Source organism: Acutalibacter caecimuris, assembly GCF_034335085.1.
GTDB classification, from domain to species: domain Bacteria; phylum Bacillota; class Clostridia; order Oscillospirales; family Acutalibacteraceae; genus Acutalibacter; species Acutalibacter caecimuris.
In genome coordinates, this window is the sequence record NZ_JAWXXJ010000001.1 from 224,397 (window position 1) to 247,315 (window position 22,919).

Sequence of the window (22,919 nt, forward strand, 5' to 3'; positions counted from 1 at the left end):
CGTATTTTCTTTTTCTAAAATTCAAAGGAGGAAAACCATGAAAAAACTGATTGCATTCTGCCTGGCTCTCATGCTAGGCCTGTCCACACTGACTGGGTGCTCGAATGGGGAAAACAGCAGCGCCTCTTCTACAGGCGGTGCCTCAAGCGCAGGATCTTCCAGCACATCGGAAGAACCGTCCAGCGCCGCGACCCAAGAGGAGCCCTATGAAATTAACTTTGCGTATCTGGTGGCCTCTGTAGGCCCCAATATGGACAAAGTGCGTGCCGCAGTGAATGAACTGGCCGTGGAAGAACTGAACATGACCGTAAACCTTATCCCCATGACATTTAGTGAATTCCAATCCCAGTTGCCTATGAGATTGGCAGCCAGCGAGCCCATGGATTTGATGCCCCTGGGCATTGGCATGGGGGCGACGTACATTGCGTCGCAGTACATTGTGGATGTTAGCCCTTACTTGGATATGGTGCCCAATGTGAAACAGTATGTGGGCGGCCTGATGGAAGGCGGATATATTGGCGACTTCCTTACCGGCTTTCCCATTGTAAAAGAGGCCGGGTATCCCTTGGGATTGGCTGTACGAAAGGATATTTTTGAGGAGTTGAAATACTCGGTAGACGATTTCCATGTTACCACCGAGGATATGCGTTCCTTTGATCAGATTACCGAACTTTTTGCGGCTGTAAAAACAGCCCACCCGGAGATGACGGTTTTGGATGGCACCTGCATTATGGGCACGCAAGTTACTAGCTCGTTTGTAGACGGTCTAGGGGACGGTTTTGGTGTACTGGGTAATTACGGGCAGGAAACCACCGTTACCAATGTGTATGAATCGGACCTGTTCCGGGATTTCTGCGAAATTGGAAAGTCCTGGTATGACGCCGGGTACGCCTCCCAGGACATTGCCGTCAACACCGACTCTGGCGAAGTAAAAATGAAGGCGGGGAATACCTTCTCCATTATGCTGGCGTATAAGCCCAACACCATACAGGAGAAAATTGCCCAAACAGGTTACGAACTGGAGATTATCCCGTTGGGCAGCCGGATGGCATCCAACGCAGGCATCACCATCTATTCAGTGGCCAATGCCTCCAAAGACCCGAAAAAGGCAGTGGAGTTCTTTAACTGGTGTTATGGCAGCAGCGAATTTGCCGACCTGATCAACTGGGGCATTGAGGGCGAGGACTGGGTAGAACTGGAAGACGGTACGGCTGGCTATCCTGAGGGGATAGATGCCCACAATGTAGGCTATCACCAGGATATGGGCTGGATGTACCCCAATCAGTTTGCCGGGCACCTGTGGGAAGGGAACCCCGCGGATATCCTGGACAAGTACCAGGAGTTCAACAGCGGCGCCCAACAGTCCAAGGCAATGGGCTTTACCTTCGACTCTACTGATTTTGCCACAGAAACGGCCCAGCTTACCTCTGTGCGCGATAAGTATCTGAAGGATTTGTCCTTTGGTGTGGTAGAGGATATTGATGCCTCCCTAAAAGCCCTGAATGGTGAGTTGTACGTGGCTGGCTTAGAGAAAGTGATGGCCGCAAAGCAAGAACAGTTTGACGCCTGGTTAGCAGAGCAATAAAACCGCACTGCCGGCGGTCTTTTGAAAGGCCGCCGGTAAGTTTTTTATCAGAGGTGGAAATATGTGAAAAAGAAACTGCATCGGTTCCTCCCTTACTTGCCACTGTATCTGATGATGCTTCCCGGCATCGCCTATCTCATTATCAACAACTATATCCCAATGGCGGGTATTGTGGTAGCCTTTAAACAGTATAATGTAAACGACGGTATGTTCGGCAGCCCTTGGGCCGGGCTGGAAAACTTTAAGTTCTTATTTGGCACCAGCGACGCGTTTATTATTTTGCGCAATACGCTGCTTTATAACGTTGCGTTTATTATCGTCAACAATGTAATGGGCATCCTGCTGGCCATCATCCTTTCCGATGTGCTGAGCAAGCGGATGCGCTCCCTGTATCAAAGTTCCCTGCTGCTGCCCTTCCTTATCTCCATTGTGGTGGTAAGCTATATTGTGTTCGCCCTGCTCAGCCAGGAAAACGGTATGATGAACCATACCATCCTGCCCTTCCTGGGGAAGGAGCCTATTGCCTGGTACAGTACGCCAAGGTATTGGCCGGCTATCCTCATCCTTACAAACCTATGGAAGGGTGTGGGCTATGGCACTTTGATTTATGTAGCGGCGATTGCCGGCATCGACAATTCCCTGCTGGAAGCGGCCTCTTTGGACGGGGCCAGCAAATGGCAGCAGATTACCCGTATTATCCTGCCTTTCCTGATCCCCGCTACCGTTACCCTGCTCATCCTTAGCGTGGGAAAGATATTCTTTTCCGATTTTGGCCTGTTCTACCAGGTACCGCAAAACTCCGGTACCCTGTATGCGGTCACGCAGACGATTGACACCTATGTGTACCGGGCACTAATGTCCGCCGGCGGCATTGGGCGCTCTGCTGCGGCCAGTGTGTTCCAGTCTATCGTAGGGTTCCTGCTGGTGATGACCACAAACCTGATTGTACGCAAGGTCAGTGCAGAAAATGCGATCTTCTAAATAGGAGGAACCCTGATTATGATTCTCTCTAAAGGCCAAAAAGCCTACCAGGTTATCATCAATATCATACTGATCCTGGTAGCGCTGGTTATGATTTTGCCGTTGCTTTTATTATTTATGTCCTCTATTACAGAAGAGAATACGCTGATCGTCAACGGGTACTCCCTGTTTCCCGAAAGGTTCAGCCTATATGCTTACGAGTATATTGCCAGCAATTCTGCTACCCTGCTACGGGCCTACGGTATCTCCCTCTTTTCCACCGTTGTAGGGACTTCTGCCTGCCTGTTGCTCTCCACGCTAATGGCCTTCCCCTTGTCCCTCAAAAATTTGCCAGGCCACCGTTTCCTTAGTTTCTTTGTGTTTTTTACCATGCTCTTTTCCGGTGGGCTGGTTCCCTCATACATCATGTGGACGAGCTGGTTTGGCATTCGCGATACCCTGTGGGCATACATTTTGCCCAATTTTTTGCTAGGGGCCTTTAACATTATCCTGATCCGCACGTATATGAGTACCAGCATCCCCTATGAGATGTATGAGGCTGCAAAAATCGACGGCGCCAGCTACCCCAACATCTACCTGCGCATTGCCCTGCCTCTTTCCAAACCGATTTTGGTCACGGTAGGACTGTTTGCGGGCCTGGGCTATTGGAATGACTGGACCAATGCCCAGTATTACATTTCCGATGCCCGCCTACTCAGCGTCCAGGCTTTGCTTAACCGCATGGTCCAGGATATCCAAGCTTTGCTGGCCAACTCTACGGCAAATTCCGGCGCCTTGATGCAGACGCCCCAGGTGTCTATCCGTATGGCTATTGCCTTTGTGGCCATGCTCCCGATTTTGATCCTCTACCCATTCCTGCAAAAGTACTTTGCCGATGGTATTATGTTAGGAGCAGTAAAAGGATAATTTATAGCGCAAAGGATTTGCGGAACTGGCTGGGGCTCATTCCGGTTTTTTCGTGGAAGAAGTGGGAGAAGTAACTGTAGTTGTCATAGCCTACCATCTGGGCGATCTCACTTACAGGTAGCCCCGGTTTACAAAGGAGTTTTTTCGCTTCCATAATCCGTTGTTCCTGTAGGTAACTCCCCAGGGTTTGTCCTGTTTCTTTTTTGAACAGCCGGGCCAGGTAGTCAGGGTTTAGAAAAAACTGTTTGGCTACATTGGCCCGGTTGATGTCTTCGCTTAAATGTTCCTGTACATAGCTTTTTATGCGCCCCACCATGGTGCCGGCCTGGGAGGTAAAATGGATTTGTTCTTCCGTGCGCTGTAGCAGGTAATGCAGATAGGCCTTAAAGGCTTCGATAGAATCTAAGGACAAAGCAAGCAGTTGATCATAGCGCAGGTTGTCAAACAAGATGTGGGCGTTTATCCCTTTTCGTTCCAGTTCGGCAAAAGCCATCTGTTGGATATCAGCCCGAAAGGATTTTAGAAATTTCGCGCTGACTGTATTTTCTTTTTTACAGCGCTCCAGTAAAGCAGAAACCTCAGGGTAAAGTTCGGTAATTTTCCCTGCCATAAACCGCTGGGCCCATCCTGCAATTAAGGTTGGGCTATAGCTGTTTTTGGGTGGGGTGTATCCGATTACATCCAGTAGTGGGGTTTTCCGCAAAACGTCCTGGGAAGCAACCTGTACAATCTCCCTGTAGGACTCCTGGGCTTTTTCCAGGGGGATATGCTCTAAATAGTAGGCGTTTACGGAAACATCGAATAATTCTTCCGTTTGGCGAAGAAGGGTGGAAAGCAACGCTTGTCTACGGGATCCGGCTGCCGCTGTTTCGTCCAGGACCATAACCCAATTCCCGCTTATGGATAGCATGGTTTCCAATAGGTTATCCGCACCGTCAAACACTTCTTCCGCCACGTTGCGGAAACCGTAAACTTTCCATTTTTCCAGTTCCTGTATTTTTTTGTCCCGCACATGGATATAACAAAGCGTAAAAGTTGCATGGTCGCCGTAGGTAATCCCGTTTTCTGTGCCCTTGCGTACAATTTCTGCCAAAGGCATAGTGGCAGTGAATATGTTCCTCCAAAATGACCGCTTGTTTTCAGCCTGACCCTGTAACCAATATTCGCCCATCTGCTGGTAGGCGGAGGCATGGTGGGTTTTCTGTACCTCCAACACAGCGGCGGCCAAATGCTCCTGCAAGTCCTCATAGGCTATGGGCTTTAGGTAGTAGTCAAAGCAATGGAGTTCCACAGCCTTTTTCGCGTAATCAAAATTGGCAAAATTGGTACAAAACACGGTAACTATCTGCTGGTTCTGGCGGGAAAGCCAAGTTAAAAAGTCTAGCCCGCTTTCTCCGGGCATTTCAATATCAGTCAGCAGAATGTCCACCGGGTGCTGGCTCAGGATTATCCGGGCTTCCTGGGCGCTGAAAGCAGTATAAACTTTTGTAATACCCAAGGTTTCAAAGTCGATACCCGCCAACATCCCCTCAATGATATCATGTTCATCGTCTACTAATAGGATGGTCATTGCGCTTTCCCCTCTCCATTATTCCAAGTAACACCGTACAATCTTCGAAAAAGCTTAGATGTGGGTGCAAGGGACTTTCCTGCTTGTCCATGCCGGTAATTGCCAGTCCGTTTGTTTGATGTTGCCTCTACATTATAGCACTTTTTGTTCGTGATTGCACCTTCTTTTTGCGGGGCGTATATGCGGTGCTACATGAAACCTTCGGTTTCGGTAAAACGCGTTTCCCCGGAGAATCCCCCGTTGCATTTGACAACATCCATCATACGCCTGGCGTTCTTAATTTCATAACGAAAAAAAGAAGTAAAAAAGCAACCCCATTTTTTGAATACTGTGTGGATAGATAAATTCATCTATCTTTTTTTTGTGATATGTGTTATACTAAAAAACATCCATATCTTGTAGTGCCAAGAAAAGCAAAGGCGTATAGCGAGATATTGAAAACCTGCAACGGTTTTGGGGTTTGTAGAAATCTGGTAAGGCAGCGGCAGCGAGGAACAGAAAGAGTAACCGCTTTGGCCTTGCTTGCTGTGGGTAGTTTATACCGTAAAGGATGCAAAGAAATATTGCCGATCCAGAGCAACCATCATGAAAAGAGATCACTTTATGCCAAGGAGGAATTCCACTTGAAAAAGACCATTCGGGACGTCGCTGCGGTAGCCGGCGTTTCACCGGCTACCGTATCCCGCGTGTTAAATAAGAGCGGATATGTCAGCGAGCAGACCTATAACAGTGTCATGCAGGCCGTTAAAAAGCTGGACTATTCTCCCAGTGCGCTTGCCGTCAGCTTATCCAAACGCCAGTCAAATATCATCGGCGTAATCGTCCCTGACATTTACGAGGACTTTTTCAGCAAGATGGTTTACGAAATTGAGAAGATGACGGGGAACCACGGGTATCGCGTGCTGCTATGCAATTCTGATTACAATGTGGAAAAAGAACAGGCAGCGATTGAGGATCTGATGTCCTATAAAGTAGCAGGCCTGATTATTGTGCCTACCTCCACGGAAGGCCGCGACAATGCGCGGATCCTAAACCATATCATGGAAAATGGCACGCCGGTCATCTGTATAGATAACGAATTGCCCGGCTTTTTGGGTGATGGCATATACATTGACAATACCCCTGGCGTTAAGGAGCTTGTTCAAACACTTGCGCAGGGGAGGTATAAAAGAATAGCTGTACTGATCCAGGACTACAGAGGGTTCCGTACGGAATTGGCCTTGTTAGGGACAAAAAGCAGGCTACAGGTGATCAAAGAGGAGCTTTCCAAGTACCAGCTCGATTTGGCTGAGGAACGCGTCTTGCGCATTCCCGCTGTAGGCAGTTGCCGGCCGCTCTTGCAGAAATTGTTCTTAGACAAAACAGAGAGCCCGGATGTGATCATTTCACTGTCCAGTTTGACTACAGTTTCGGCCGTGTGTGCCCTTTTGGCCTGCGGTGTTAAAATACCGGACGATATCATGGTGGCCGGGTTCGATGACCTTCACGTTTTGGACGTTTTCGGTTACGGGATGAAGACCACCCCCAAGGCGGCAGATCTGGGAGTGGTAGCGTTTCAGGCACTTTTCAACCGGCTAAATCCTATTCAAAAAGATGTTCCCTGCCAGCGCATTGTACTGCCGGCCTCGATGAAGATCATCCAGCCACTGTAAATCTAGGAGGCAAGAGAGCGTACGGTACGCCATATTCGTAGCACATCGCTTTATCAAGTGTGATAATGGATGTTTTTTTGCATTTTGTAAAACCGTTTTTACTAAAAGCGAAATTCCTTTCAAAATCAGAAGGGAATACAAAGCGTTTTTCGCTATATTATGCCCAAACACACCAATGCTCTTGAAGATATAAAAACATTTTCAGAATGTATTGACAAATATATTGAAAGGTGGTATTATGAAACCGGTTTTACAAACCAAAATAAAAAGAACAAACTTACAAAGGAGTGGTCGATCCATGAAACTGAAGAAAACCATGTCCGTTCTATTGGTTCTACTGATGCTTGTGATTTGTTTTTCTGCCTGTACAGCAGGAGGAAACAGTGAGGGTCAAAAAAGCGGCACGGACTCTTCCAGTAGCGGAAACGCAGTAAGCGAAAGCTCTGCCGGACAGCCTGAGGAGGCGGGGGATCCGGGAGAGAAAGTCACCATCGAATATTATACATGGGGCGATGAAGAGGGGTACCTTGCGCCTATTGTCGACGCTTTTAACGCCCAGAGTGAGCACACAATCGTCCATGCAAATTACGTCCCTACCGGCAGTGACCCGGATGCATACGTCAACAGGGTAACGGCGCTCCTGGCCGGTGGCGGTGAGATGGACGTATTCGGGTCTAGTACGGTAAAGGTGATGATTGCTTACCGTGACGGCGGCAGTATAGCCGACCTGACAGACGCCATCAAGGCTGCGGGCATCGACCTGGATGGTTACGGGGAAGATTTTGCCAGCACCTTAGCGGACGGTAAATGCTACGCACTTCCATACCGTTTCTCTTCTTTTGCTCTGTTCTATAACAAGCTGATTTTTGATGCGGAAAAAATCCCCTACCCGGAAAAAATGACTTGGGACGAATACGCGGAACTGGCGAAGAGCATGACCAAAACCCGTGACGACGGTACCACGCAGTGGGGAGGGTTTATTCCCGACTGGATGGGTGAGCCGATCCTCGCAGTGCAGATGGGTTCCAGCGTGCTGGATGAGAACACGGAGCCCCTTAAGAATTGGCTGGGTCTTTTGGGCAGACTATATAACGAAGATAAGTCGCACATGAGTTTTGAGGAAATGCGGAGCACCTCTGTAGACTGGGTAGACATCTTCTTGCGGGGCGATGTGGCAATGCTACCTAACGGCGAATGGACGGTGGGGAACGCTAAGCAGAAACTGGCAGATAACCCCGATCTGGCAGGGAAATGTGAGATTGGTATTGCCTATATGCCACAGCCTGAAGGCGTGCAAGATCCGGTCACCATTGGCGGCCATAATACGTTTATCCTCATTAACAAGAACAGCCAAAAATTTGATCATGCTTTTGAGTTTGTTCAGTACCTTACAGGAGCTGAGGGTGCGAAGATGCTGGCAGAAGCAGGCGTTTTGCCCTCCCATATTGACGATTCTACCATTGATGCTTTTGAAAAGTCTGCGGGGATCAGTGACGTTTCCCCTCTCTTTAACTCCGAAACCCATTACGAGGCTGCTCCGGTGGATATCTTCTCGGAGGTTGATACGATTTGGCGTGAAGAGAAGGAACTCTACCTGATCGGTGAAAAGACACTGGATGAAACGATTGACAGTTTTACGCAGCGCAGGGCACCAATCCTTAATAAATGAAAGCGTTTAGCGTATAGCGGAAATTTATAGCTTTTGTGCGGCTTGTGTGGCGGCCAGCCGTGGGGGCGGCTGGCCAACCACTAGCGGGAGGGATTACCGTGAAAACAAAGATCAATAAAATCAAAGCATGGCAGATGCAAAGAGAAAACCTTACCGGGTGGGCGTTTGTTGCCCCTGCATTAATCGGTTTCCTGTTCTTTTTCTTTATCCCGATCCTCACCGGGGTCTACTTTAGCTTTACGGATTTCAACGGATTCAATTTGGACTTGATGAAATTTGTGGGAATGGACAACTATGTCCAGATGTTCTCCGACGAATATTTTGTCAACGCTCTCAAAAACAACGTGATCTATGCCCTGCTCTTCACACCGCTCACGCTGCTTGCGGCTTTGTTTTTTGCCACAGCGCTAAACTATGTTAAAGCCGGGCGGCGTTTCTTCCGGGTCTGCTATTTCCTGCCCTATATCACGGCTATGGCCTCTGTGGCTGTGATCTGGAAACAGATATTTAACCCAACCAATGGCCCGCTGAACCTGCTCTTAATGGGAATCGGTATTTCCGACCCGCCCAAGTGGCTCATGTCCTCTGACTGGGCGCTGTTCTCTACCGTCGTTGTTTCTGTATGGAAGAACTTCGGGTATTATATGCTGATACTTTTGGCGGGGATGCAGACGATCCCTGATTTTCTCCACGAAGCGGCAAAGATTGATGGGGCCAGCGCATTCCAACGTTATAGAAAAATCACTTTGCCGTTGCTTTCGCCTACCATTTTTCTGTGTATCGTCATGCTGCTGATCAACTCTTTCCAGGTGTTTGATCTTGTCAATGTATTGACAAAAGGCGGCCCTGGCTACGCGACACAGGTGGTGGTATACCGTATCTACACGGAAGCTTTTACCCGTTCCCATATGGGCTACGCGTCTGCCATCGCATATTTCCTCTCCCTTATGGTGCTTGTCATTACCGCGATCCAGTTTATCGGGCAGAAATATTGGGTCCACTATGAATAAGACGGTAACTGTCGGGACTTGGAGGTGTTCTCTATGACAAAAAAACTGCTAGTGCGGGTAAGGCATCTGCCCTTTTACGGGCTTTTACTTGTCCTCGTTCTGGTCACGGTATTCCCATTTCTCTGGATGATCTCGGCCTCCTTCAAATATGATGCCCAGGTCTTTACGAACCCTATCCAGTGGATACCGGATCCGGTAAATTGGGGGAACTATGCCCGCGTTTGGGAAGAGGCGTCCTTCCTGACCTACTACAAAAACACTGCCATTGTGGCAGTGTGCGGTACGGCCTTGCAGGTAGCTTGTTGCTCTCTGGCGGCTTATGCATTTGCAAAGCTACAGTTCTGGGGGAAGAACGTCCTGTTCGTGGCGTTTCTTGCAACCACGATGATCCCGTGGCACAGCATCATGATCCCGCAATATATCCTTATGGGGCGATTGCACATGACGGATAAGTTGCTTACGTTGATCTTCATGCAGGGTTTTAGTGCCTTTGGTATCTTTTTACTGCGGCAGTTCCTCCTGGGGCTGCCTGACGAACTCCGCGAGGCGGGGAAGATCGACGGCGCAGCGGAATTCAGGATTTTCTGGCAGATAATCCTGCCACAGGCGACGCCAGGCGTGGCCGCCTTGACAATCTTTACCTTTATAGGGCAGTGGAATGACTATATCTCGCCGTTGATCTATCTCAGCAGCCCACAAAAATTCACCTTGCAAATGGGGCTTGCGATGTTTGCCGGCCAGTATACGGCACAGTACGCCTTGACTATGGCAGGCACAGTCTGTGCGCTGATACCCATATTCATTGTATACTTGCTCTTTGAAAAACAGATTACGCAGGGGATTGCATTTACCGGCATCAAAGGGTAAAATCAAGATTTTTATATTAACAGAAAGGATTGTTGCCTTGTGAAAAAAGGAGTACAGTTATTTACAGTGCGGGACCATCTCGGCTCGCCCAGTGAAGCGTATGCCACGCTGAAACGCATTCGGGATATGGGCTACAATGCTGTGCAGTTGTTTCTTGGCCCTTCACTGTCTGCGGTAGAAATGCACAGCATATTAAAGGAGCTAGGCCTCGAAAACTGTGCTGTTGGCGTCGATTATGAAAGGCTCCGGCGCGGGGATGCAAATGCTGTCAAAGAGGCTGTTGAACTGGCGCATTTATTTCATGTTCATGACCTGGATATCCCGACGCTCCCGGAAGAATGGAGAGAAACGAAAGAAGGTTATGAAAACTTTGCCAAAGAGGTCAACCGCATTACGCCTGATTTTGTTAAAGAAGGGCTGCATTTGCTCTACCACCCCCATGCGCTGGAATTCTACTCGCTGGGACAGGGGAAAAAGGGCATGGATATCCTCTTTGCGGAAACTGACCCTAATGGCTTGCACTTTGCCTTGGACACCCATTGGCTGGCAGCCGCCGGTGTGGGGGTGACAAAATGGCTGCGCCGTGCAAAGGGGCGGATGGATATTGTCCATTTTAAGGATTATGCCATTGTTGGCGGAGCAAAGAAAATCGAGCAGGTATGCAAAGACTTTGCAGAGGTGGGCGAGGGCAACCTGGACTGGCCGGAGATCATCTCTGTGTGCAGGGAGATTGGGGTTAAATATGCCATAGTTGAGCAGGATGTTTGCCCAATAGATCCGTTTACAAGCTTGGAGATCAGCAGCAGGAACCTTACAAATTTTGGTGTTACAGTTTTATAAAGGAGAAATTACTTATGGCACTTCGGAGAGTGAAAGCCGCGCTTATTGGAAGCGGCGACATCAGCTATAAATATCTTAAAAATATTACAACCAAATTCCATGTATTGGAGATGGTCGGTTGTTCAGACTTGATCCCTGAGCGCTCTGCCGGTAGGGCGGAACAGTTTGGAATCCGCCAGATGACCAACGAGGAGATATGGAATGACCCTTCCATTGAGATCGTCCTCAATACCACATATCCTCGGTCCCATTATGAAGTGACGAAACTGTCTTTGGAGGCGGGCAAGCACGTCTTAACAGAAAAAATGCTTGCAGTGGAGTTGGAGGAAGGTAAGGAACTCATTGAACTGGCGCAGAAGAAGGGACTGCACTACATTTCTGCGCCGGATACTTTTCTTGGCGGCGGATGGCAGACGGCCCGCCAGATCATTGATGCAGGTTTTATTGGTGAGCCAGTAGCTGTCACCGGGATATGCATCCGCTCCTACAACGATCTGCGGGATTTTGAGGCGCCATATAAATCCTTTGTATTGGATGCGGGTGGTGGCATCCCCTTTGATATGGGCGGTTACTATATCCACAATATGGTAAATCTTGTGGGACCTCTTAGCCGGGTGACGGGCTTTATGCAGACCCGCAGAGAGCACCGCCCATATCCGAACCCCCGGCATCCGCTATACAAGCAAGAATTTAAAGTGGAATCGCCCAACACCGTAACGGCGGCGCTGGAGTTTGCAAACGGTGCACTGGGCACGTTGGTGATCACCAGTGAGGGCGGCATGGACGTGCCAGCAGGGGATACCCATATTCCAGGGGAGCCCCGCATAGAGATTCACGGTACACAGGGCTCTTTAATCCTCTTCGATCCCAATGAGTTCAGCGGCACCATCAGGTTAAGTCGCGAAACTACCGGTGGACTGGTTGAAATGCCCATTCTGTACCCCTATACTGACGAGAATCGTGGGATCGGTGCGGCAGATCTGGCCTATGCCATACTGAATGGCCGCAGGCCCCGCGCGGATGCCTCCCTTGGATATCATGCGTTTGAAACGATCCATGGTATTTGGCAGAGCAGTAGGGAGGGCAAGACCTATGTGATGCAGTCTACCTGCAACCGTCCTGAACCGCTGCCGCTCACTGCGCTGGCGGGTAATGCCTACGAGGCCATCCTTGATAATTAAAATGGCTTGATATCCTTTGAATAGAAAGCGTTCTTCGAGCAAAAGGCTTATATTGCCCTCTGCTGTGATGGGCGTTTTCTTTTTGTAGGCTTTTTGAAGGAAAGGCAGGGCGGCGGGCTGTGGGGTTGGCCCTTCGGTTTTTAGCAAAAAATTTCCCAGGAGGAATAAAAATCCCTCCTGGGTGCTTTTTTTGCTAGGGTTATTTGCAACTAATCGGCCGGTATTGCGGGGATGTTCCCCCGATATTCCTGCCTTCTTACCCCGGTAATGGGCCGGTCTTGCGGGGGTCTTAAACGGGGGGCGGCGCGCTTGGCGCTTTTTTGGGGCGCTGCCCCAAACCCCGCTTAAGGTGCTTTTTGAAAAAAGCCCCTTAAGAATCCCCCAAAACTGGCGCTTCGTGCGGTTGTTTGGTTCTCACCTTGGGGCTCGCTAAAGGGCAAAGGTGGAATATGTTATGGGGTGCAGCTTGTGCCAGTTTTGCCGGCTATGGTTCTGGGGGGCATCTGTTTGGGAACCGGGCGCCCTCCTGGTACCGTGCCCTGGCGGGTTGCTTTACCCGGCGGTTTTTTCTTTTTGCTTTTTCAGCTCTATACCTGCCAGTACGGCAGAGAGCACAAAGGCCATAAAATCGGCGGTGGGCCCTGCAAACAGCACGCCCATGATCCCAAACCGCAGCGGCAGCAGCAGAATGAGCGGTATGAGGAAGAACACCTGCCTGGTCAGCGCCAGCAATGCGCCCTTCATGGCTTTTCCGATGGCGGTGAAAAAGCTGGAAGAGAGCACCTGCACCCCGTTCACGATCACCATAAACAGGAAGATGCGCATGAACAACACCGCAAACTCGAAATATAGCTTGTCCCCCTCGCCGAACAGGGAAATAATCTGCTTGGGGAAACATTGAAACAGCAGGAACCCCACGGCGGAGACAGCCAGGTTCCACTGGATAGCCAGCAGGTATGCCTGCCGCACCCGGTGATACTGCCTGGCGCCATAGTTAAAGCCGATGATGGGCTGCGCCCCCTGGGATATCCCCACAACAATGGCAAGGATGATTGCGTTTGTTTTCATGACGATGCCGCAGGCGGCCAGGGGGATATCTGTGCCATAGGCGGTTTGGGCGCCGTAATAGGTTAGGGAGTTGTACAGGATGATCTGCACGAATGTGATGGCGATGGGATAAGGGCGTTAATTGTGCTGCGCGCCGGTGATACCGCTATCCGTGGCTCTGTTTACACGGTGAAGGACGACAGGGCCATTGGTCTGATGGACAATGAAACGATCATGAGCATGGCCAGTGTCCCCGGCGGCCGAATCGGAGTGGTTAGCAGACAGGGGCAAAAGTTTATCTGCACCCGCAGTTGGAACTCTGGGTATGCCCACCCTTACACCAGCAATATGGGGGAGAGCAAACTGTATGCCCTCTCAGGCGGCAAGCTGCGTCTTAGCGAAAAGGTGGCGTATCGAATCCAGTCCATGGACCCCATCGTCCCTGGCGAAACGGATATTACCTGGACAGTCAATGGCTCCGGTACAGTTTTGGACTATGCCCAGTATCAAGAGTGGATAGAGAGTATAGCATGGCTGCGTAAGTTAGAGCAGATAGAGGGTTAGAGAACCGGATATTTTTGATAATTTCAAATGAATATTCATACAGTTATGGAAAGAACCGCACGGTACGCCGCGCGGTTCTTTTTTGGAAATAAGTTATAGTTCTCGCTTATACAAAAAACAGTTTCAGTATTTATCATGCAATGGCGGCTCTTGCTATTGCTTTTTTATGGGGAATATACTATGATAAAAGAAAAATAGTAGGGGGCCAAACTATGCAGGAGATCATGATACTTGGGACATTCCATTTCAAAAGCGCCGGAAACAGAGATCAGTTCAAGTTCAAGTCGGACATCCTCTCAAACCAACGTCAGCAGGAGGTGTTGAAACTGGTGGAGGTCCTGGCACATTTCAAGCCCACTAAGATAGCAGTGGAGGATACGCAGGAATACAGCAGCCAGATGCAGGAGGAATACCAGGCTTATCTGCGCAGGGAGAAGGAACTTGGCATTAGTGAAGTATACCAGCTTGGGTTCCGGCTGGCGGAGCATATGGGGCATGACCGGCTGCACTGCGTGGACTGGAATATGGCGGTGCCTGGTGTGGGCAGCGTCTTCCAGTGGATGGCGGATAACCCTTCAGAGTATGTTGAGGAACTAAATCGCCACAATGAGGAGAGGTTTAACCAGGAGCAGCAGCACATGGAAGATTCCACCCTACTGGAGCACTTTATTTACATGAACCGGCCGGAGCACTGCGCGGCGGGCCATCAGACCTACTTGGAATTCGCCAAGCTGGACGATAGCACTTGGCCGGTAGGTGCGGGCTGGGTGGGCCAGTACTGGTATTACCGCAATCTTCGTATCTGGAAGAATACCACGGCGCTGTTTCAAGAGCCAGACGAGCGGGTACTGCTACTGATAGGTGCCGGGCATATCCATCTGCTCAGCCAGTTCTTCCGGGAGGCTGGGCAGGTGCATGTTGTGGATACCGTCAAGGTGCTCAGTGGAAATTAGCAATGTGAAGTGCCGCGGTTAGAGATAAAGGCCTCCCGATACGCCAGCCCAGGCCGTACCGCTGGGCCATGTTATTCAGCCGCTCGATCTTCTCGATGTAAATCCCCGGCACACTGTACAGCGCCCGGATGGTGTCGCAGCCGTTGTAGGACAGCAGCCACAGGGCCTTTGCGGCAAAATGGCAACGGCAAAAATCCGGAAGGTTAAGGGGTTAAGCGTGGGGATTTTTTCGCGCACTTTGCGAAAAAATGCTACTCGTCCCTTAACGGTCTGCCAGTCTGGAGCAAGCTTAATATATCCCCTCCAAACCGTGTGGCGGTTGCCATGCCCTTATTTTTAGTTGTAAATAGGAAATAACAGTGGTATAATCAAAAAGACAAACCAAAATTTAGCTAGGGCTTGTTTGAAAATAGAGGAAATGACGGATTTTTGACCAGAAACGGTCAGATTCAAGGAGAAAACCGCAAGTAATACTTGCGTATTACGAGGATTTTCGACGCAGAAGATGGTTGTTTCTGGGTAAAAATACGGCGTTTTCGATTTTTCAAACAAGCCCTAATTATATGGAGGGTAAAAAATGATTGATGGTCATATTCATATTGAGCGTGGGGATTACTCGTTAGAATGGATTGAACAGTTCGTAAATAAGGCCGTTGAAATGAAGATTGATGAGATTTGGTTACTTGAACATTGTTACATATTTGAAGAGTTTAGGTCTATGTATAATTCGGTATGCGCATACAGTAAATATGTGGACGATTGGTTTCAAAGAAGTGCAGGAAAGCATAAGCTGCCGGAGTATTATGAACTTATTGAAAAAGTAAGGAATCAAAAATATCCTGTTAAGATAAAATTTGGACTTGAAATATGTTACTTCAAAGAGTATGAAACATTTATTGAAGAGATGACGAAAGACAAGGGGTTTGATTTTTTGCTAGGCAGCATTCACTTTGTTGATAGATTTGCATTTGATCATAAGCCTGAACATTGGATTGGAATTGATGTAGATACGATATATCGTAAATATTTTGAAGATTCTATTTCCTTGGCAAAAAGCAAACTATTTGATGGCATTGGTCATCCAGATGCAATAAAACTATTTGGCCATAGACCGTCCTTTTCACTCTTGGGTTACTATGAAAGTTTAGCAAAGGAACTTTCAAATAGTAATATGTATGCAGATCAGAATAGTGGCGTGGCTCGAAGATGTTCAGAAACTTCTTCTTTGGGAATGGATAAAGATTTACTCCATGTTTTGAAGAAGAAAAATATAAAAATTATTACATCATCCGATGCCCATTGTCCTGAAGATGTAGGAGATAAAATTCGAGAGCTTGAAATTTGCGTTGCAAATGCTTAGGAAATGCAGGTGTTCTCCCTTAGATGTATAATAGGCATGGTGCTAGCACCATGTAATACGGGAAAATCAGCGTTTGGTTGATATTTGTTACGCTTTGGCATTCTTGAAAGCCTAGGGCTTGTTTGAAAAATCGAAAACGCCGTATTTTTACCCAGAAGCAACCATCTTCTGCGTCGAAAATCCTCGTAATACGCAAGTATTACTTGCGGTTTTCTCCTTGAAGCTGACCGCTTCTGGTCAAAATTCCGTCATTTCCTCTATTTTCAAACAAGCCCTAATTCCATAAATGGATATCTGCTTTCAGAGTTTCTTCGATCATCTCCACGGTGGTTTCACTCATGTTGCCAAAGGTGTCCTCTCCGGCCAGTTCCTTCAGCGTGTAATACCCGGCATAAGCAAAGCTCTCAAACCAGTACCCGTCGCCAGGATATCCGGGTCCTTCAGCGCGGCGAAGTACGCCTCTTTGCCCTGGGAAATCAGCCAGGCGCGGAAGTCCGTAAACCCATCATCCGTGGCGTGGCCCATGAGCCTCACCACGCTCCAAAGGCCGTACTTGTAGGCCAAGTCCTCGTATGCGTGGACGGCGTCGTGGAAGTCCTGGGCATATTCGTGAGCATAGGCATATACTTGTCTTGGTCCTGGCCGCAAGCAGCGTTGACCTCCGCGATGAGGTGCCAACCCCCCTCTTTGCTCATGACTTTGCAGCCCGGTATGCGGTTATTTTGATTTTCTGTCATGGGGTTCCCCCTTCTGACGCTGCTTTTTCTCCGGGTCCCGCTGGAAACCGGGAATCTGTTGCATAAAACTCTCGTAGGCACGGTCTGTCTTGCTTTCTGTAAACTTTGGCACTCTGTATACCTCCTAAATCTTTCTCTGGAAAAAGAAAAAGGGCCATGATTTTCATCATGGCTCTTCTCAAAAAATATTTTGTTTTTCTTCTGCCCTGACTCGCTTTTTGTTAACCACGCAGGTTCAGATCCCAAAAATCAAAGGCTTGCCGCAGGCAATGTCTTTGGCATCCCCCAAAACACGTCACGCCGTGACGGTCCTTTTTTCGCCCTTTGAACGCCAAAAAACCCCGGAATTCCGGGGTTTTTTCGGCGTGGCATCTTTTAAGATGTGTAAACATGGCCTTACCATGCTTAAAAGATGCCATCGACCCTAGGAGGGCCAAAAACCCTAGTATTTATGCGGTTTTCCGGGCTTTTCTAAAGCCGTCATTATAACTCTGCCTTAAAAGATGCCGCTTTTTCGACACAAAAAAGTGAAGAAATTCGAACTCCTTTGTCTAATACCAAGAGGAAGTTTCTCCCTCGTTGGCACCCAGAATCGCCATTTGATGATGACAAAATATAACACTCGTTTCGCGTAAAAAGCCAACTCAGCCTTCTTCCGCGATTTTTTTGACTTCGTCCAAATCCAGGCCACAAATATCGGCGATTTCCTCCAAAGTCTTATGCCGCTCCAGTAACCGCTTAATCAGGCCCGCCATGGCACTATGCTCACCTTCAGCGCGACCTTCGGCGCGGCCTTCGGCCCTACCTTCAGCACGGCCCTTTTCCTCCCCCTCTCTCAGGGCAATAAACCGTACATCTTCTAGTTTCGCCGCCAGCGTCATAAACCTCTCCACCTTCCTGTCGTCGGATTTGATGTCCTCCACCGCCCGGTCGATCCGGGTCAAATATTCGTTGCCGGAAACGTCAAAGGACAGCTTGTTTTTCTTCGCGTTGATGTACCGCAGAAACTCCAAAGCCGACTCACTAAGGTTCGGCTCCGTAAACTGCGCGTTCAAAATATACGCATGGGAGCCGTCATCATATACGATGTCCTCCGCGCCCTCAATCACGGACTTGCGCCTATATAGCGCCAGGCCGCGTTTGTAATAATCGTCCGTGCAGACGAAAATCACATAGCTGGACTTCAGGTCACGGTAGCGCTCAGATACCTCCAGGGTTCGCCGGTCCAGGGAACTCTGGTAATACCTGATCCGGCGCTCCAGGTCATAGGCGCTGCCGGTCTGCATCTCCACGGCGCACTGCGTCCTTTCGCTGTCCTCCAGGGAAATATCCAGCCGGACGCCATGCAGTTCAAACCCGTCCTTCATATCCTGCTGTTTCTCGATATAGGTGATCTCCGCAATTTTCTTCTCCAAAACCGCCTCCAGCAGCGGCTTGACGTTCTCAGGCTGGCGCATCACTTCGCCGAAGATGAAATCATTGGCCAGCGAAAGCTCCGCCGCAGCTTTGTTCATGGCATCCACCTTCTTTCTGTCTAGTATTCCACGAGATTTGGAGAGTTTGTCACGCTCTTTATCAAACTCCGATTTGAAAGCGTATGCTTTCAACATCGGGTACACAAGCCGCAGAGCCTAGCGGTTTTCTCTCTGCTCCTGCTGTGTACATTATACCCGAATCCGGCCCAAAAAGCAACTGTTTTTGCCTACTCACTGCCCCCCTCCGGCGCGGCGATGTCATCTTTTTCCACCTCCGCCTGTACCAGCCGGGTGACAAAATCCTTCTGCTTGAGCTGATGGCGCTTGAGATAGGCTTTCAGCCGCTGATAGGTTTCCTCGGGCATCTGAATGGCCATTGTTCTTGTGTTTTCCATAGTGATTTTCTCCTTTGTGTTATATATTATTACTAGAATAAATTCGGCGTCCCATAGCCCAAAATCTGGTAATTGCCGATGGGGTAACTGTTCCTTTCGCAAGCGTCGCCAGTGTCCTCCTGTTCTCCCCCTGGAAGTCCTCATTCTTGCCGGTGCAGTGACTGACGCCGAACAGGCCCGGTTCCTGCCACGCTTGACGAACGGTATCTGTAAACAGGTTTACCAGCCTCGAAGGCTGTCCACTACAAATTGCCGCTGCGTAGTATCCTGGGGGATGCTGAATTCCTTCGCCCAATCCTTATTGCCCTGGGAGATACAGCCATCCTCCTCGTTTTCATGGACCGTATTGGCAAGCACCCAGTTTACCCGGTCGATGCCATACTCACCGAAGGCGGCTTTCGTGCACTCGCCGGAAAGCCGGCGGCCGTCATAGTTTTCTGCAATGGCCTTTTCGATGGCCCTGGCACAGTCGCAGTTCAGTTGGTAGCTCTCCCGCCGTATATCATGCTCGTGGCACCATATGGCGTATTCAAGGGAATAATGGTATATGGGCTTATCTTTTCTCCGTTTCTATTGCATTTGTTGGTTCTGGCCCGTGGGCGTTCCGTTTTTGCTTAACGGGCGGCATACCCTTGGCTCTGTTGATTCTACCGCTTTGCTGTGCTATACTAGGATGAGTTTCGTTGGTCAAATTAAAACTTGCAGGAGGTTCAGCCGCATGAACATGAAAGAGGAATGCTTGATTTGCAAGGAGATATTGGAGTACTTAGAACAAGACGAACAGATGGAATGCGCCATTTGCCACAAAAAAGAAAACAGTAAAACCAGATGTGTGAACGGCCACTATGTCTGTAATGAATGCCATACCAAGGGGATGGACAGTATCGTCAAAATTTGTCTGGAAGAAACTTCCCATGACCCTGTTGAGATAATGGAAAAGCTGATGTCTCAGCCATTTTGCCATATGCATGGGCCGGAGCATCATGCTATGGTAGGCGCGGCGCTTTTGACAGCCTATAAAAACGCAGGCGGGGATATCGACCTCCCCGCCGCCCTAATGGAGATGTTGAACCGGGGGAAAAGCGTCCCTGGAGGTGCCTGTGGGTTTTGGGGCGCTTGTGGAGCGGGCATAAGTTCCGGTATGTTCATTTCTATCATATCGAAGTCCACACCTCTTGCCAAGGAGCCCTTTGCGCTGTCCCATCAGATGACCTCGGCAGCCCTTGGGAAGATTGGAGAGGTTGGCGGGCCAAGATGCTGTAAAAGAGATTCTTTCCTCTCTATATTGGCTGCGGTTGATTTTGTGAAGGAACATTTCGGCGTTATGATGGGAGAATCAAAGGTGGTCTGCCACTACGCCCATGGGAATAATCAATGCATTGGCAAACGCTGCCCCTTTTCAAAAGTGCGTCAATGACAGAACATTTCTACGCTATCCCGGCAACTGCATTCCCGGTGTCTTGCTGCTGGGAGCGCATCCTCACAGTCTTCATCCCAAATCACGCCCGTAAGAGGAAAGTAATAGGACTTTCTTTCCATGCCGGCGCCATAGGTCATTTTGCGGATGCCGTCACGCAGTTCCTGGGCCGATGAATCGTGGTCGAAGAGGATCTTCAATCCCAGATCCTCTTGAGAACCAGAAGCTGCTGCTTCAAAACTATGTCAGGCAGCGCGGCTGGAATGAGGTCGATGTCTATATCGACGACGGATACTCCGGCACGAACTTCAACCGCCCAGGCGTCAGGCGGTTAATCGAGGACGCAAAGGCAAAGCGGATCAATGTGATTCTGGTAAAGGACCTTTCCCGTTTTGGCCGCAACTACATCGAATTTGGACAATATACGGATTACCTGTTCCCCTCTCTTGGGTGCCGGTTCATCGCGCTGAACAACGGAATTGACACCATGAGCGACAACGGAAGCACCGATGTCATGTGCTTTTTGAACTTATTTAATGAATTTTACAGCCGGGACACCAGCAAGAAGGTCAAGGCGGTCAAGAGAGCCTGTGCCGAAAACGGAAAATTCATGGGGACCTACCCCGCCTATGGCTACCGGCGCGACCCGCTGGATAAGCATCATCTGGTGATTGACGAGGAAACCGCGCCGGTTGTGCGCCGTATCTTTGAAATGCGGGCATCAGGCATGGGATTTCACGCCATCGCGGTGGCGCTCAATGAAGAAGGGATTCAGCCGCCCGGTGTGCTGTACTACCAGCGCAAGGGCCAGAGCGACCCCCGCAGGGTCAACCACAAGTGGGCCGACCAGACGGTTAAAAACATGGTCCGCAACGAGGTCTACATCGGGAACATGGTACAGGGCAAAAGCGGCACACTCTCCTATAAATCCCGCAAGCTCGTCAATAAATCGGAGGACGAGTGGATTCGGGTGGAGGGGACCCACGAGGCTATTATTTCGCGGGAACTGTGGGATACCGTAGCCAGCATCGGCAAAAAGAAGGTGCGGAAAAGCGCCCCGTCCGATGGCTGCAAGAGCATCTTCACCGGACTTGTGTACTGCGCCGACTGCGGTTTCAAAATGCGGAACCACATCGAAAAATTCACCTATAAGGATGGCAGACCGGGACGGTACAGCTCTTTCATCTGCGGCAACTACTCCCGCAGCGGAAGGGGCGCGTGTACCATCCACACCATCTATGAAACAGTGCTGACCCAGCTGGTATTGGAGGACATCCGGGAAAAGGCCCGCTTTGCGGAATATGACCCGAACCGGCTGATGGGCGAGATTCTCCGGCTGAAGGAGAAGGAATCCCACACCCGGCTTTTCTCCTATGAGCAGGAATTAAAATCCTCCTTAGCCCGTATTTCCGATTTGGAGCGTCTGATGCAGAATCTCTACGAGGATAAATGCACCGGCTCCATCCCGCAGACGGTATTTCAGACCCTGATGCAGAAATATGAAGCGGAACGGGCAGAAAAGGCGGAGGCAGTCCCGGAACTGGAAAGGAAAGTCCGGGCGCACCTGGAAAACCAGGTGGATACCGACCGCTGGCTGGAAATTATTCGGCGCTATACGGAAATCTCGGAACTGGACGAAACCATTCTCTTTGAACTGGTAGACCGGATCGAGGTTGGCGATACCCAGAAGGTCAACGGGCAGCGGATTTGTGAGGTCAAGGTGTACTACCGCTATGTCGGGAATGTGGACGGGGCGCTGGCACAGGAAAGGGGGCGGGATTATGGCGAAGCAATATAAAGTCGGTATCTATTGCCGCCTGAGTGTGGATGACGCCTCCAATTCCGCAAAAGCGAAGGGCTATATCCCCAGCGATGAATCGGTGAGCATTGAGAACCAATATGAAATCCTCTCCAAATTCGTCATGCTCAACGGCTGGATCGAGGCCAAGACCTATCAGGACGATGGGTACAGCGGCGGCAATTTTCAGCGGCCCGGATTTTTGGAAATGCTGGAGGACGCAAGGCATGGCCTGATCAACCTGATTCTGGTAAAGGACCTTTCCCGTTTAGGCAGGGATTTTGTGGAGGTGGGCCGTTATACGGATGTCATTTTCCCCTCCCTCGGATGCCGGTTCGTGTCGGTTCTGGACTGCCTGGACAGCGAGGGGGACAACACCGATATGCTGCACTTCCGCAGTCTGATGAATGACTACCATCTCAAGGACCTGTCCAGCAAGGTCAAGTCGGTGCTTCATGCAAAGAAGAAAAGCGGCCAGTATCTTGCCGCCTACGATCCCTACGGATACCGCAAGAGCGAGGAGGACAGACACAAGCTGGTCATTGACGGGGAATCCACCGCTGTTGTGCGGCAGATATTCCAGATGCGTCAGTCCGGCATGGCCTATGGGAAAATCGCCGCTGCTTTGAATGAGAAAGGGATTCTCCCTCCCCGCTGGTACTGGGCGGTCCATTACGGAAATGGCAGCTGCAAGTATTCCCGGCTGTGGGCTTACGCAACCGTCCGAAGCCTTCTGAACGATGATGTGTATGCCGGTACGCTCACACAGAACTGCACCGGTTCCCGTTCCTATAAGGATAAGACCATGATACACCGATGATAAACGAGTTCATCGAGAAGATCATCGTCCACGCCCCGGAAAAGGTCGATGGCGACAGAACACAGCAAGTGGACATCTATCTGAAATTTATC

21 protein-coding genes and 2 pseudogenes are annotated in these 22,919 nt (G+C 49.7%); 16 read left to right on the top strand and 7 right to left on the bottom strand.

Going from position 1 to position 22,919, the window contains the following annotated elements:
• The first annotated feature begins 37 nt into the window (after nt 1–37).
• The 3 genes from U8U01_RS01180 (at nt 38) to U8U01_RS01190 (ending at nt 3,472) form a co-directional block, all read left to right on the top strand.
• The gene (locus U8U01_RS01180) at nt 38–1,585 is read left to right on the top strand and encodes an ABC transporter substrate-binding protein (RefSeq protein ID WP_322169144.1); all 1,548 of its coding nucleotides are present in this window, start codon (nt 38–40) and stop codon (nt 1,583–1,585) included.
• A 63-nt stretch (nt 1,586–1,648) separates the two neighbouring features.
• Nucleotides 1,649–2,566, top strand: a complete 918-nt coding sequence (locus tag U8U01_RS01185) for an ABC transporter permease (RefSeq protein WP_322169146.1) — start codon at nt 1,649–1,651, stop codon at nt 2,564–2,566.
• An 18-nt stretch (nt 2,567–2,584) separates the two neighbouring features.
• The gene (locus U8U01_RS01190) at nt 2,585–3,472 is read left to right on the top strand and encodes a carbohydrate ABC transporter permease (RefSeq protein ID WP_322169148.1); all 888 of its coding nucleotides are present in this window, start codon (nt 2,585–2,587) and stop codon (nt 3,470–3,472) included.
• A 1-nt stretch (nt 3,473) separates the two neighbouring features.
• Here U8U01_RS01190 and U8U01_RS01195 read toward each other — a convergent pair whose 3' ends face one another.
• On the bottom strand, nt 3,474–5,042 hold the full coding sequence (locus tag U8U01_RS01195) for a helix-turn-helix domain-containing protein (protein WP_322169151.1): 1,569 nt from the start codon (nt 5,040–5,042) through the stop codon (nt 3,474–3,476).
• A 434-nt stretch (nt 5,043–5,476) separates the two neighbouring features.
• Between U8U01_RS01195 and U8U01_RS01200 the strand changes: the two genes are divergently transcribed.
• The 6 genes from U8U01_RS01200 (at nt 5,477) to U8U01_RS01225 (ending at nt 12,261) form a co-directional block, all read left to right on the top strand.
• Nucleotides 5,477–6,694: a LacI family DNA-binding transcriptional regulator gene (locus U8U01_RS01200; protein WP_322169154.1), complete on the top strand. Its 1,218-nt coding sequence runs from the start codon at nt 5,477–5,479 to the stop codon at nt 6,692–6,694.
• Nucleotides 6,695–6,992: 298 nt separating this feature from the next.
• On the top strand, nt 6,993–8,363 hold the full coding sequence (locus tag U8U01_RS01205; RefSeq protein ID WP_322169157.1) for an extracellular solute-binding protein: 1,371 nt from the start codon (nt 6,993–6,995) through the stop codon (nt 8,361–8,363).
• A 98-nt stretch (nt 8,364–8,461) separates the two neighbouring features.
• Nucleotides 8,462–9,373, top strand: coding sequence for a carbohydrate ABC transporter permease (locus U8U01_RS01210; protein WP_322169160.1), 912 nt, complete (start codon nt 8,462–8,464; stop codon nt 9,371–9,373).
• A gap of 33 nt (nt 9,374–9,406) precedes the next feature.
• On the top strand, nt 9,407–10,240 hold the full coding sequence (locus U8U01_RS01215) for a carbohydrate ABC transporter permease (protein WP_322169164.1): 834 nt from the start codon (nt 9,407–9,409) through the stop codon (nt 10,238–10,240).
• A gap of 39 nt (nt 10,241–10,279) precedes the next feature.
• Nucleotides 10,280–11,080, top strand: a complete 801-nt coding sequence (locus U8U01_RS01220) for a sugar phosphate isomerase/epimerase family protein (RefSeq protein WP_322169166.1) — start codon at nt 10,280–10,282, stop codon at nt 11,078–11,080.
• A gap of 14 nt (nt 11,081–11,094) precedes the next feature.
• Entirely contained in the window at nt 11,095–12,261 is a 1,167-nt protein-coding gene (locus U8U01_RS01225; RefSeq protein WP_322169169.1) for a Gfo/Idh/MocA family protein, read from the top strand.
• 552 nt (nt 12,262–12,813) lie between these two features.
• On the opposite strand, the gene U8U01_RS01230 is transcribed toward U8U01_RS01225, so the two are convergent.
• Nucleotides 12,814–13,419, bottom strand: a complete 606-nt coding sequence (locus U8U01_RS01230; protein ID WP_367575583.1) for an MATE family efflux transporter — start codon at nt 13,417–13,419, stop codon at nt 12,814–12,816.
• A gap of 33 nt (nt 13,420–13,452) precedes the next feature.
• Between U8U01_RS01230 and U8U01_RS01235 the strand changes: the two genes are divergently transcribed.
• The 3 genes from U8U01_RS01235 (at nt 13,453) to U8U01_RS01245 (ending at nt 16,185) form a co-directional block, all read left to right on the top strand.
• The gene (locus tag U8U01_RS01235) at nt 13,453–13,872 is read left to right on the top strand and encodes a hypothetical protein (RefSeq protein WP_322169171.1); all 420 of its coding nucleotides are present in this window, start codon (nt 13,453–13,455) and stop codon (nt 13,870–13,872) included.
• A 212-nt stretch (nt 13,873–14,084) separates the two neighbouring features.
• Entirely contained in the window at nt 14,085–14,825 is a 741-nt protein-coding gene (locus U8U01_RS01240; protein ID WP_322169174.1) for a DUF5694 domain-containing protein, read from the top strand.
• 577 nt (nt 14,826–15,402) lie between these two features.
• Nucleotides 15,403–16,185: a PHP domain-containing protein gene (locus tag U8U01_RS01245; protein WP_322169177.1), complete on the top strand. Its 783-nt coding sequence runs from the start codon at nt 15,403–15,405 to the stop codon at nt 16,183–16,185.
• 372 nt (nt 16,186–16,557) lie between these two features.
• On the opposite strand, the gene U8U01_RS01250 is transcribed toward U8U01_RS01245, so the two are convergent.
• The 5 genes from U8U01_RS01250 to U8U01_RS01270 all read right to left on the bottom strand — a co-directional run bounded on the left by U8U01_RS01250 (nt 16,558) and on the right by U8U01_RS01270 (nt 19,341).
• On the bottom strand, nt 16,558–16,833 hold the full coding sequence (locus U8U01_RS01250) for a DUF4240 domain-containing protein (RefSeq protein ID WP_322169181.1): 276 nt from the start codon (nt 16,831–16,833) through the stop codon (nt 16,558–16,560).
• A gap of 69 nt (nt 16,834–16,902) precedes the next feature.
• The gene (locus U8U01_RS01255; RefSeq protein ID WP_322169184.1) at nt 16,903–17,034 is read right to left on the bottom strand and encodes a hypothetical protein; all 132 of its coding nucleotides are present in this window, start codon (nt 17,032–17,034) and stop codon (nt 16,903–16,905) included.
• Between the two features lie 532 nt (nt 17,035–17,566).
• Complete coding sequence (locus U8U01_RS01260; RefSeq protein WP_322169188.1) at nt 17,567–18,436, bottom strand: Rpn family recombination-promoting nuclease/putative transposase; 870 nt, start codon at nt 18,434–18,436, stop codon at nt 17,567–17,569.
• 188 nt (nt 18,437–18,624) lie between these two features.
• Nucleotides 18,625–18,792 (bottom strand): hypothetical protein, encoded by a 168-nt coding sequence (locus U8U01_RS01265; protein WP_322169191.1) that lies wholly within the window; start codon nt 18,790–18,792, stop codon nt 18,625–18,627.
• Nucleotides 18,793–19,011: 219 nt separating this feature from the next.
• Nucleotides 19,012–19,341: a DUF3849 domain-containing protein gene (locus U8U01_RS01270; protein WP_322169237.1), complete on the bottom strand. Its 330-nt coding sequence runs from the start codon at nt 19,339–19,341 to the stop codon at nt 19,012–19,014.
• Nucleotides 19,342–19,510: 169 nt separating this feature from the next.
• Here U8U01_RS01270 and U8U01_RS01275 point away from each other — a divergent pair, with 169 nt between their 5' ends.
• From U8U01_RS01275 to U8U01_RS01290, 4 genes and pseudogenes are all read left to right on the top strand, one after another.
• Complete coding sequence (locus U8U01_RS01275) at nt 19,511–20,209, top strand: DUF5714 domain-containing protein (protein WP_367575584.1); 699 nt, start codon at nt 19,511–19,513, stop codon at nt 20,207–20,209.
• Between the two features lie 172 nt (nt 20,210–20,381).
• Nucleotides 20,382–22,007, top strand: coding sequence for a recombinase family protein (locus U8U01_RS01280; RefSeq protein WP_322169193.1), 1,626 nt, complete (start codon nt 20,382–20,384; stop codon nt 22,005–22,007).
• Nucleotides 21,991–22,824: pseudogene (locus tag U8U01_RS01285) on the top strand (recombinase family protein); the annotation flags it as partial. The gene U8U01_RS01280 and the pseudogene U8U01_RS01285, both read left to right, overlap by 17 nt.
• Nucleotides 22,824–22,877: pseudogene (locus U8U01_RS01290) on the top strand (hypothetical protein); the annotation flags it as partial. The pseudogenes U8U01_RS01285 and U8U01_RS01290, both read left to right, overlap by 1 nt.
• Nucleotides 22,878–22,919: the final 42 nt, after the last annotated feature.

What these genes read in the sequence shown, in the direction of transcription:
- U8U01_RS01180 (WP_322169144.1), top strand. Translation starts at nt 38, where the DNA reads ATGAAAAAACTGATTGCATTCTGCCTGGCTCTCATGCTAGGCCTGTCC.
- U8U01_RS01190 (WP_322169148.1), top strand. Translation starts at nt 2,585, where the DNA reads ATGATTCTCTCTAAAGGCCAAAAAGCCTACCAGGTTATCATCAATATC.
- U8U01_RS01195 (WP_322169151.1), bottom strand. Translation starts at nt 5,042, where the DNA reads ATGACCATCCTATTAGTAGACGATGAACATGATATCATTGAGGGGATG.
- U8U01_RS01205 (WP_322169157.1), top strand. Translation starts at nt 6,993, where the DNA reads ATGAAACTGAAGAAAACCATGTCCGTTCTATTGGTTCTACTGATGCTT.
- U8U01_RS01215 (WP_322169164.1), top strand. Translation starts at nt 9,407, where the DNA reads ATGACAAAAAAACTGCTAGTGCGGGTAAGGCATCTGCCCTTTTACGGG.
- U8U01_RS01225 (WP_322169169.1), top strand. Translation starts at nt 11,095, where the DNA reads ATGGCACTTCGGAGAGTGAAAGCCGCGCTTATTGGAAGCGGCGACATC.
- U8U01_RS01240 (WP_322169174.1), top strand. Translation starts at nt 14,085, where the DNA reads ATGCAGGAGATCATGATACTTGGGACATTCCATTTCAAAAGCGCCGGA.
- U8U01_RS01245 (WP_322169177.1), top strand. Translation starts at nt 15,403, where the DNA reads ATGATTGATGGTCATATTCATATTGAGCGTGGGGATTACTCGTTAGAA.
- U8U01_RS01260 (WP_322169188.1), bottom strand. Translation starts at nt 18,436, where the DNA reads ATGAACAAAGCTGCGGCGGAGCTTTCGCTGGCCAATGATTTCATCTTC.
- U8U01_RS01265 (WP_322169191.1), bottom strand. Translation starts at nt 18,792, where the DNA reads ATGGAAAACACAAGAACAATGGCCATTCAGATGCCCGAGGAAACCTAT.
- U8U01_RS01275 (WP_367575584.1), top strand. Translation starts at nt 19,511, where the DNA reads ATGAACATGAAAGAGGAATGCTTGATTTGCAAGGAGATATTGGAGTAC.
- U8U01_RS01280 (WP_322169193.1), top strand. Translation starts at nt 20,382, where the DNA reads ATGAATCGTGGTCGAAGAGGATCTTCAATCCCAGATCCTCTTGAGAAC.